Origin of the sequence: Sphingobium bisphenolivorans (assembly GCF_000412635.1) — a bacterium.
GTDB lineage: Bacteria > Pseudomonadota > Alphaproteobacteria > Sphingomonadales > Sphingomonadaceae > Sphingobium > Sphingobium bisphenolivorans.
In genome coordinates, this window is the sequence record NZ_ASTG01000028.1 from 42,212 (window position 1) to 52,522 (window position 10,311).

At 63.7% G+C, this 10,311-nt stretch carries 11 protein-coding genes; 9 read left to right on the plus strand and 2 right to left on the minus strand.

Going from position 1 to position 10,311, the window contains the following annotated elements:
* Positions 1–57: 57 nt before the first annotated feature.
* Complete coding sequence (locus L858_RS0117335; RefSeq protein WP_028056256.1) at positions 58–978, plus strand: ArdC family protein; 921 nt, start codon at positions 58–60, stop codon at positions 976–978.
* A gap of 290 nt (positions 979–1,268) precedes the next feature.
* Here the strand turns inward: L858_RS0117335 and L858_RS0117340 are convergent, their stop codons facing one another.
* Positions 1,269–2,138: a hypothetical protein gene (locus tag L858_RS0117340; protein ID WP_025546698.1), complete on the minus strand. Its 870-nt coding sequence runs from the start codon at positions 2,136–2,138 to the stop codon at positions 1,269–1,271.
* A gap of 100 nt (positions 2,139–2,238) precedes the next feature.
* Here L858_RS0117340 and L858_RS0117345 point away from each other — a divergent pair, with 100 nt between their 5' ends.
* The 5 genes from L858_RS0117345 (at position 2,239) to L858_RS0117365 (ending at position 7,981) form a co-directional block, all read left to right on the plus strand.
* Complete coding sequence (locus tag L858_RS0117345; RefSeq protein ID WP_017183728.1) at positions 2,239–3,543, plus strand: SLC13 family permease; 1,305 nt, start codon at positions 2,239–2,241, stop codon at positions 3,541–3,543.
* Positions 3,544–3,710: 167 nt separating this feature from the next.
* Positions 3,711–4,895 (plus strand): Na+/H+ antiporter NhaA, encoded by a 1,185-nt coding sequence (gene nhaA, locus L858_RS0117350; protein ID WP_022684363.1) that lies wholly within the window; start codon positions 3,711–3,713, stop codon positions 4,893–4,895.
* 557 nt (positions 4,896–5,452) lie between these two features.
* Positions 5,453–6,394 carry a DUF2493 domain-containing protein gene (locus L858_RS0117355; protein WP_017182157.1) on the plus strand — a complete coding sequence of 314 codons (942 nt, stop codon included), beginning with the start codon at positions 5,453–5,455 and terminating at the stop codon, positions 6,392–6,394.
* 110 nt (positions 6,395–6,504) lie between these two features.
* The gene (locus tag L858_RS0117360) at positions 6,505–7,140 is read left to right on the plus strand and encodes a hypothetical protein (protein WP_022684364.1); all 636 of its coding nucleotides are present in this window, start codon (positions 6,505–6,507) and stop codon (positions 7,138–7,140) included.
* A 433-nt stretch (positions 7,141–7,573) separates the two neighbouring features.
* Complete coding sequence (locus L858_RS0117365; protein WP_022684365.1) at positions 7,574–7,981, plus strand: single-stranded DNA-binding protein; 408 nt, start codon at positions 7,574–7,576, stop codon at positions 7,979–7,981.
* 75 nt (positions 7,982–8,056) lie between these two features.
* On the opposite strand, the gene L858_RS0117370 is transcribed toward L858_RS0117365, so the two are convergent.
* Positions 8,057–8,491, minus strand: a complete 435-nt coding sequence (locus L858_RS0117370; RefSeq protein WP_028056257.1) for a thermonuclease family protein — start codon at positions 8,489–8,491, stop codon at positions 8,057–8,059.
* Positions 8,492–8,795: 304 nt separating this feature from the next.
* Here L858_RS0117370 and L858_RS20535 point away from each other — a divergent pair, with 304 nt between their 5' ends.
* The 3 genes from L858_RS20535 to L858_RS22070 form a co-directional block, all read left to right on the plus strand.
* On the plus strand, positions 8,796–8,960 hold the full coding sequence (locus L858_RS20535) for a hypothetical protein (RefSeq protein ID WP_007682673.1): 165 nt from the start codon (positions 8,796–8,798) through the stop codon (positions 8,958–8,960).
* 93 nt (positions 8,961–9,053) lie between these two features.
* The gene (locus L858_RS0117380) at positions 9,054–9,575 is read left to right on the plus strand and encodes a hypothetical protein (RefSeq protein WP_022684368.1); all 522 of its coding nucleotides are present in this window, start codon (positions 9,054–9,056) and stop codon (positions 9,573–9,575) included.
* 423 nt (positions 9,576–9,998) lie between these two features.
* Positions 9,999–10,311, plus strand: a 313-nt coding sequence (locus tag L858_RS22070) for a DUF3768 domain-containing protein (RefSeq protein ID WP_037504923.1), incomplete at its 3' end; no start/stop codon positions are given.

Here is a 10,311-nt window from a genome sequence, read left to right on the forward strand (position 1 = left end):
TCGCCCGCAGTCCTTCATCGGCGGCGCTGGCCGCCGCTCTTTCGTGGAGTATCCACCATGACTCGATCATCGGGCCGGCCCTCGCCGGCCGAGACCATCACGTGCGCCATCATCGACCGGCTCGAGGCCGGTGTGCGACCCTGGGTGCGGCCCTGGCGTTCGTGTGCGGCGCAGGGGCGTCCGCTGCGGGCCAATGGCGAGCCGTATCGCGGCATGAACACCTTTTGGCTGTGGCTGGCTGCCGAGCAATGCGGCTATCGGTCACGGCATTGGATGACCTACCGCCAGGCGCAGACCCTTGGCGGGCAGGTCCGTACCGGTGAGCAGGCGCAATTTGCAATCTTCTACAAGGCCTATTCGAAGAAGGTCGATTCCAGCGAACGTCCCGGCGAGCTGGTCGATGAGCATCGCCGGGTGATGCGGTCCTATGCGGTCTTCAATGCAGACCAGATCGACGCGCTGCCGTCCGATTTCTATCCAGAACCGCTATCGCTCGTCCCACCGGGCGACCGGCTCGGTGCGCGGGCACAACGCTTCGTCGATCGCCTGCCGGCGCGGCTGCGGACTGGAGGCGATCGCGCCTATTATAACCTGCGCGCAGACCTCATCACGATGCCGCCCGTCGAACAGTTCGACACGCGTGCTGCATGGGCGGCCACGCTCGCGCATGAGGCTGGTCATTGGACGGGTCATCCAGACCGGCTTGCCCGATCCTTCGGCAAGCGCTTCGGCGATCAGGCCTATGCGTTCGAGGAGTTGGTGGCTGAACTGTCGGCAGCGCTGGTTGGCGCCGATGTGGGTCTCCCAACCACCCATCTCGACGATCATGCGGCCTATATCGGTTCCTGGCTTTCGATCCTGCGCAGGGATAATCGTGCTCTGCTCACGGCGGCGGCGCGGGCAGAGGAGGCCGCAGGCTACTTGCTGCGCGCAACGGGTCTTGCCCGCGAGGATGTGGATGAGCAGGCCGCCGCTTGAGCCGGTCGATAGTATTGCCTGTTCATGTGATCATCGCGATGACGGATCCAATGACCACAGTCCGCGTCTTTCCGGGAGGGGTCGGCAAACGCCAGATGTCTGCTCCCGACCAAACTCAGTCATCCACTCGAACCGGCGCGAACGCCTGAGTCGGAGCGGAGCCGCCATTCGGCGAAAGCATGCCCATGCGCGGAAATAAGCGATGGCGCGGTGGGCGATAGGGAGAGGCAGCGTTCTGTTTTGGGATGAGCGAGTCAGAACTGCGTTTTGGAGAAACGGTGCAATCTGTCTCAATCGCGTTGGGTGGTCCCGCTGATCGACCACACGGCGAGCACATCGCCCGTCTTTGGATTTTCGACGCGCAACTCAGCAAAGTCGCCGACGATCATACATTGTGGTCTTTGCTGCCATCCCGTTCGCTGAAGACATTGTACCGGCCCGCCCGCCTCGACCGACTGCATGCGTCCGATGATCCTCAGCGCAAAGCCGCGCGCCGGATCAAAATCACCCGGCTCCATCCGCTTGACGATCTCGAGCCTGCGCGCACTTTTATCCGCGTCGCCTTCAATGAAGCGCGCGATCGCAACCTCGCCTTGAGACTGGCTGGGTACGGCGACGTGCGCCGCACCGCCCGGCGCGGACGCCGGACAATGTGTTGCCTTCGACCAGGGCCTGGCGATCCAGAAGCCTTCGAGCGCGGCCTTGTCTGCCTCGGTCTCTGCCGACAACCATGCGCTGCGTGCCCATCGCGTGGGATTAATCCACACGCGTAGCGTGGTCTTTGCTGCGTCATATTGCCATCCGAACGGCGCCGTCCGGTCGCTATCGACGAGCCCCTCGCAGCCGAACGGGAGCACCAGATCGAAGCGCCGGCCCGCCGCTGATCGTACTGCCTCCGGCAGAGGACGTGAAGCACTGGCAGCATCTACTGCGTCGGCGACTAGGTCGATCAAGCCTGCGCGTTCCAGAGTCGGTGGCGGCGCTATGGCTGCTGGCGGCGGCGGCGGTGCGGGCTGGGGCGTCGTAGCGGTCGACGTTGGAGCGGGGGGCTTAGGCGCCGTTGTGCGGCCGATCAAAAAGCCACCGCCGCCCACGAGCAGCAGCGCGATGAGCCCGCCGGCCAACGCCAATCGACTGGAATGAGGGGTCGGCTCCTGCATAGGACCCTCCTAGCAAAGCATCCGCTGCTCTCCCACCCCGAAGACCTGTTGGCGCGTCTTCCGTTGACAGACGGCGACCTTGGACCGAGGCAGAGACGCAATGACGCTCGATCAACTTCTTACTCTCCTGGTTCTGGCCACGGTCGTTGCCGCGCTCATCTGGGACAAGGTGCGTGCGGACGTAGTAGCGCTGAGCGGCGCGGCCTTTTTGCTGATTACCGGGGTGGTGAGGCCGGTCGAGGTGCAGAGCGCTTTCGCCAGCCCAGCAATCATGGCGCTCGCCTCGCTCTTTGTCATCGCTTACGCGCTGGAGCTTAGCGGCCTGCTCGACCGGGCGATCGCTTTAGGGGTGAGCCTGTGCAAGCGCATGGGGTCTAAGGGGATCTGGCTGCTCCTGAGCATGATTGGCTGCGCCTCATGCTTTCTTAACTCGACGCCCATTGTTGTGCTGGGCGCTCCTGTTATCCGCGATATCGCCCAGTCGCTGGGTCAGTCGCCCAAGCGCTATCTGATGCCGCTTTCCTATATCACCGTGCTGACCGGTTGCTGCACGTTGATTGGTACCTCCACCAACCTGCTTGTCGACGACATGGCGCGCGTCGCGGGACAGCCGCGCTTCGGCTTCTTCGAGATCACCCCTGTGGGACTGCCCGTTGCGATCGTCGGCGGTCTCTATCTTCTCCTGGTGAGCGGGCGCATGCTTGCCCGGCCCGAAGAGGAAACGCCGATACGCCCCAAGGCGATCGACCCGCATGCGATCCACAGCGCGCAGATCGGAGACGCCACTCTATTCGCAGAGCCGCGCGCCTTGCAACCACGCAAGGCCGCACTGGCGGCCGGTATATTCGTAGCCGTGATCACGCTTGCGGCCTTCAACATTGCACCGATCGCCGCAACGGCGCTTACAGGCGCTGTCGCGCTCATCCTGCTTCGCGTGATCAGCCCGGATGAAGCCTATGCTGGTCTCAAACCGGAAATCCTTATCCTGATCGCCGGGATGGTCGTGCTGGGCATAGCCATGGACCAGAGCGGATTGGCATCGCAGGCCTCGCGACTGCTTATCGCCAGCGTTGAGGGGCTGAGCCCGCTCGTTGCACTCATCGTGCTCTACGGCGTCACCATGGTGCTGACCGAACTGCTCTCCAACGCCACGGTCGCGGTGTTGGTGACGCCTGTTGCTGTTGCGCTGGCCGACAGTCTGGGGGTCAGTCCACGTCCGTTTCTTATTGCCGTCATGATGGCGGCCAGCGCGGCGTTCGCGACACCCTTTGGTTATCAGACCAATGTCATCGTCTACCAGATGGCGGGCTACCGCTATATGGACTTCGTCCGCGTCGGGCTACCGCTCAATCTGATCACGTTTGCAGTGGCGATCCTAGCGATCCAGGCGGCCTTTCCTTTTTAATGCCGCTCTCTTGAGCCGCTTAGGCTTCGAAAGGCCAAGCAGCTCAACTTGTGCGCTCACGCCATGGATGCAATAGCGTCCCTGGGTGTTCGCCCCCGATAAGGGACGGGCAGGACTTCGTGCTGGTCGGGCCGCCAGCACGATAGCTGTGCCTGGAGCCCCGTCTCATGAAGACTTTCCGTGTCTTACACCCCAGCGCCATTCGCGCCTTTCTCAACAGCCAGTCTTCTGCGGGCCTGGTGTTGATGGCGGCCGCTGCGCTGGCACTCATCATCGCGAACTCGCCCTTGCGCTCCGGATATGAGGCGGTCCTTCATTCAAACCTCGGTCCGCTTTCGCTGGCGCACTGGATCAACGATGGCCTGATGGCCCTCTTCTTCCTGCTCGTCGGGCTGGAAATTAAGCGTGAGATGCTGGACGGCCAGCTATCCACCTGGCCGAGGCGCGTCCTGCCGGGCATCGCTGCCGCCGGCGGCATGGCCGTGCCCGCGCTCGTCTACCTTGCTTTCAACCAGGGGCCAACTGCGGCAGGCTGGGCGATCCCTGCCGCTACCGACATCGCTTTCGCGCTCGGCGTGATCGCGCTCCTGGGCAATCGCGTCCCCGCATCGCTCAGGATATTCCTCGCGGCGCTGGCGATCATCGATGACCTGGGTGCTGTCCTTATCATCGCGCTTTTCTATACCGCTGACCTGTCTCTGCCTGACCTTGCCGGTGCCGGCATATTCACCGGCATGCTTTACGGCCTGAATCGCCTCCGTGTGCATCGCCTCCTACCCTATCTGATCCTGGGCGGAGCCCTGTGGTTCTTCGTCTATCGCTCGGGCATCCATGCCACGCTCGCCGGGGTTATTCTCGCGTTCACCATCCTTATGGACCGCACACCCGCGCGGCCTGATGGCGACGCGCGCAGTCCACTTCATCGTCTCGAACATGGGCTTCATTTGCCGGTTGGCTACCTGGTCGTGCCGATCTTCGGCCTCGCCAATGCCGGTGTGCCGGTGCTAGCACTCCCGGCGGGCGCCTTTGCCGCACCGGTGACGCTTGGGGCAGCGCTGGGTCTGCTGCTTGGCAAGGTCGCTGGCGTGCTCGGGGTTTCGATACTCGCGATCCGGCTTGGCATCGCGCATATGCCAGCCCATGCGACCCGTTTGCATATGCTCGGCGTCGCTCTCTTATGCGGGATTGGCTTTACGATGAGCATTTTCATCACGCTCCTGGCCTTTCCGGGCGCGCCGATGCTTCAGGCGGAGGCGAAGCTTGGCGTTCTCATTGGATCACTTGTCTCCGGACTCCTGGGGTATGGCGTGCTGGCCCTCGCCATCCGCCGGCAAAAATCCGACGCGGTCTGAGCAGCCCCACCGCATCGCACGCCGCCCGCAGAGGGCATGGGATCGATCTGAAGCCGAGAGGCACCACCAGCGATCACTGGATCGATGAACTCATCGGGTGGTGCAATCTCGCGGCTTGGTGCGGTATTTGAAGGGCCGATGGGCTTGGATCGCTAAGTTGGAAATGACGGGTTTCGGCAAAACCTGTCATCCAAGGACGCGCTTGGGAACGGCAGAAACGTCCCAAGCTCTGCCTGTTCGGGAGGCGTCGATCATGATGCGACGAGATCCAGCATCCGAGATTTGACACGATCGCTGGAAAATCGCTGCTCCTTGATTCCATGAAGCCTCAGCCCCTCGCCAGAGGATGCGCATGCTTGGGCCATCGCGCTGGCTGCCGCAATCCGGGGCCAATCCGGCCGTGTTGGCGCTTGCGCGCCTGCCCGCTCCACCCGGCATTGTCCCGGGTTTCCCTTGGGCTTTGCCCGGCGGTGCTGCCGCCGCTTCCTTCGATGGCCCGGAGGCTGCGCATCCGGCGGATGGGCCGCCGGCCCCAAGTGGAACGAAAGGCAAAGCTCATGACCAGCACTCTCTCGGCGATACTCTCCGCCCTCGAACTCGGTCATCTTGATCACACTGGCGACCTGCGCACCCTGGAGGCGCCGCCACCCGCCGAAGCCATGGAACAAACCGTCAGCGCGGTCTGGAGCGATCTTTTCGCTCTTTTTCCCTTTAGTGCGCTCGAGCGCGACATCGAGGATCTGGGCTGGGGCCTGGTCAATCTCTTCCACCGCGCCGCCGCCAAGAAGCACCAGATGATCGACCGGCTGACGGACGAGATTCGGCTTCTGCTCGCCGAGCAGGATGGCTCGGAAGTCGCGACCGCCGACCTTGAGGACAAGATCGATCTCGCCCGCAAGATCGAGCAGTCCGCCGAGGCCTATGAGACCATGCGCGACACGGCGGCCCGCCATTATCTCCACGAGACGGGCCGTTCCTGGGTGCCGGCGTCGGGCAACCGCATTTCGCTCGGCACGACCGCGGCGATCGTCGATGGCCGGTCCTATCTCCAGGCGCGGCGAGAAAAGGTGCGCGATGCCAATATGGTCCATGGCACGCCCGTGATCTTCGCCGGCGGGCGGCTGCGTTTCGCCAGCGACGACAACGCCAAGCAGTTTGCGGATAACCTGCTGCGAACGCTCAATGCCGTCCGCGAGCGGGTGGGCGACATGTATCTCGTCCATGGCGGTGACATGAAAGGCATTGAGCGCCTGGCCGCGTCTTGGGCCGAGCAGAACGGTATCCAGCAGCTGCGGTTCGGGCTCGATCGCAAGCTCGGCGATCGCGCCGGGTTCCGCCGCAATGAGCAGATGCTAGCGGTCAAGCCGCGCTACGTCATCGCCTTTCAAGGCAATGGTGTCACCGAAAGGCTGGTGATCGAGGCCAAGGCGCGCGGCATCCACGTCGTTGATCGTCGCGGACCGCTTGGCACACCGCCAGCGTCGCGACCCTGCGGCTGATCCGCCGCGCCGGCCGCTTCGGCGGCCGGCTTTCCCCGTTTCGAAATGCTGCGAATGCCGGAGGGGAGGATGGCAGGGCGGGTGCGTCCTGTTTCCCGGAGGTTTGCATCATGTTCATGCCCGATCATCCCACGGCGCGCGCACTCCTTGCCTTTCGCGCGGCGCATGGCCACCGCTGGAAAGCGAAGCTGCTATTCTTGTGGTCGACCGGCCGCGACGTCGAAGAGGCCAATGGCGCCTGCCTGCGCCAGTTGCGCAACCAAGGCGGCCCGGCATGGCTCGGCCAGCTGTCGCCACGCCGCTGGCGCGCGATCGAGAGATTGGCGGAGCCCGGCGATCGGCAGACCGCCTTGATCTTCCTTGATCGCGCGCGCGAGTTTCACGAAGGGGCATGCTTTGGAGCCACCGTTGCTCTTGCTCCCGCGCTGCACCTGCTGGCGATATCCTGCGAGCTGGGGCTCAAAGCCTATCTTATGAGCTGGGTCTGGTCGCACGAGGAGGTCGCGCGCGATATTCGTCACGACCTCATCGCCGCCTTCGACGAAGCGCGGCGGCTTGGCCTCCCGTCCCCTGGCCGTATTCTCGTCGATTTGCTTACAAGCCTCGGTCCCGCCTATGCCGGGCATCGTATCGACGCGCTGGTGGCGGATGGTTATGTTTGCGATTTCGCGGCCGTGCTGCGCGCGATGGGCTCGCTCCTCGATGCCGTGGCGGCCGGACTGAGCCTGCCGATGCCGACGCCGTAACTGCGCCTTCTTGCCCGTCCCCTAGCATGAGCATGCCATGGTTTGGGTTCCGCCGGACGGCGGCGCGGGACATGGTCCGTTTCGCCGCGCGGCTTGGGCGGCGGGCGGGACAAAGTCGAGCTTGAGGTTCGCCAAGGCATTGGACCGGCGTGGCCCTATAGGTCGGGGATGCCTGTGGTCACCATGGAGGGGTTCCTGGCATGGCCAAGCGACGAGCCGTCCTTCTCCTCATCTGACCCCTAAGTCGGCCGTCCGGTCCATCCAACCCGCGATCCTTCGGGCCGAGTTGCCGTGTGCCACGGCTGCCCGCACCACCCCTTGTCTCGGGGTTTCCCGGCGCTGCGCCTGCCGGTGGATGATCCGTCCTGTCCGCCTTGGCCGGGGATCAGTCGAAGGGACGGTCCCTTGGACCCAGTTCGAAGGAACTCCAGCCATGCAGAATCTCGTCATCCTCGCCGGCAATGTCGGCGCCACGCCCGAAGCCCGCACCACCCAGGGCGGCACCCGTATCACGCATTTCAGCCTCGCCACCTCGCGCCCGAAGCGCGACAGCAACGGCAAGATCGTCCGCGACGACAACAACCGCCGGCTCGAGGATACCGAATGGCACCGGATCACCTGCTTCAATGGGGTCGGCAAGACGGTCGAGCAGTATGTCGACAAAGGCATGAAGGTCATGGTCCGTGGCCGCATTCACTACACCCGCTGGACCGACAACGAGAATATCGAGCGCTACGGCGTCGAGATCATCGCCGATGAGGTGACCTTCCTCACCCGCGCCAAGGCGAACGACAATGCGGGCGGCGGCCACGAGCCCGAGGATGATGAAATCCCATTCTGAAATCGGTCCCTTCAGGCCCGGCGGCCTCGCCGCCGGGCCTATTTCCCTGCTCGGGCGGGAAAGGAGGCAAGCGGATCAGCGGGATCGGCATCGCCCTTGGGCATAGCGATCCCAGCGCAGCACGGTGCCGGTGCGGATCATGGCGCAGCTCAGGTCGCCGATAGAGGGCGCGGCGCACCAGGCACCGGTCCTGTTGCCGCGTGCGTTGCCGGTTGAGAGGCAGCGCATGGTGGGGCCATCGACCAGAATGTGACCCGTGCTGGTGCGCCCCTGAGCGCCGCCGAGCAGATTAACAAGAGCGTCACGGGCGGCGAGGGCGCTCGCCTCGGGGCAGGGCTGACCTGGCCGGCAACTCCCGTCCATCTCTCGGGCCGCAACTCCGGCGAGACGGACATGCATGCCTTCACGGCACCAGATCGGCCCATCTCCATCCCAGACGCGCGTCGGTGTGCAGGTGAAGACCTGGCCATCGGGAATGACGGTGGCAGCAAGCAGGAGTGCGAACAGCATCGCGGCGATGCTAGCCCAGCGGCGCGTGCTTGTCATGGGTGTGCCATCCGTCAGATCGGGGGGCGGGGGGCTGCCGGGGCAAAAATCGGCGGAATCACGGGATCCTGGCCGACGGGCCCACCCGCTCTCAATCAGGCGCAATCCTTGGTCCGACCAGCGGCCTATTGCGATCAACCCGCAAGGGGTCCGGTCGCTGCGCTACGGCTTTTTGGGCTGCGCCAAAAAAGTGATCGCGGCCGCCGGCCGGACACATCGGGCGCCAGTCGAGCGGGACGGACCCGCCGGCGCGCAAAGGAACCCCGACATGTTCACCGACATTGCAACCGCTCGTCGTCACGCCTTCAGTCTCTCGCGCAGCCTCATGGTGGTCACCTTCGTCATCGCGATCGGGCAGCAATATGGGGTCATCACCGCGGAGGATGCGGACGGCAGCGTTGCCCTGGTGGCCGAATATGATCCATTCGCCTGATGGCTCCTCCGGGAGCCTAAGGCCCCCGGTTCTGCCATGGAGGGCGCGTCATTGATTCAACGAAAATAAAGACAGCAGCGCTAGGCATTTGGCATGGACGAAGGTGCGCCAATCGAAATTGCCCAAGATGATCCGTTGTGGAACCAGGCGATCCAAGATGTGAACGCGTGGCGAGGCGCGTGTTTGCAGCATTTCTCGGCGGCTGAAGCGGCCGTCACCGAAACGCTGCTCCTTCTCAAGGCCATTCCGGGTCGAGGGGAGACAGTACGGCTGCGGCATTTGATCGGTCAGCGGTTCGATGACCTCAGCAAACTTATCGAGGCAGAAGGCGCTTTCGCTCAAGAAGGCAAGGCGGCCGCCAAGGCCCTTTCGAATCTCCGCACACTCGAGGGCCTACGGTCGTTTCTTGCCCATGGTCAGGCGAAGATCGCGCTTGAGCGAACCGGCAAATGGATCGTGATCTTGCGCCATGTCTCGATCCGCGGACAGCAGGCTGAACGCCTTATGCTGCTTTGCGAGCAAGCCGAAGCGGAAGAAAGGCTCGCCGATCTGAAGCGCAAAAGCCAGAAGCTGTGCTCTGTTCTCGGCAATTTCCGGCGAATCGTGAAGAGCTGAACGGGCGGCTCCGGCGATGCCGGACCGGGCTCTAGGCTTCGCCCTGAGCCTTGGATTTCCAAGTCTCAGCCCATTCGGGTGACGATCCCTGCCGTGAGCGGTGGTGGCATCATTTGCCTGCTGCTTCGGCATTCCCACCGATCTCGAACTTCGGCTTGAGATGGGCGTAATCGAGAGGGTGAGTCTCCTGCAGTCCGAGAGCGCCAATCACACGGGTGCGACACCGGACAGGTGTCCACGCCATTGGGTCCTTTTCCGTTGTCGGCTTCCTGGTCGGCGCGCGGGGCCGAGCAAGCCCGCATAGGCGGGCTTCTCCACTGCGTTGCGACCCTCCGGGTGCACGACCCCGCTATGACGCCGCCCTTTGGGGCGCCTGTCGGAAGGCCCCGATGGGCGGGGCTGATCCAGACCGGAGTCACAGCCATGTCGCAGCCTTCTCAACAATCGGCAGACCGAGCCGAGCGGATCGACCGCATCGCCGCACTGAATGACAGCCTGCGGAGATCTATTTGCAGCCCTGGCCGAAACCAGATCGTCATGACCGCGGGCGTTGCCGCGCTGGTCGGGGATGTGTCCCTCTTCCGCGGATTTCGCAGACGCGCTGAGATCCTGCGCACGGTGCGAAACTATGACAGCTTCAATTCCGACAACGATCCATTGGGCGAGCATGATTTTGGTCGCTTCGAATATGACAGCGCCATTCTCTACTGGAAGATCGATTTGTATGATCCGGGCC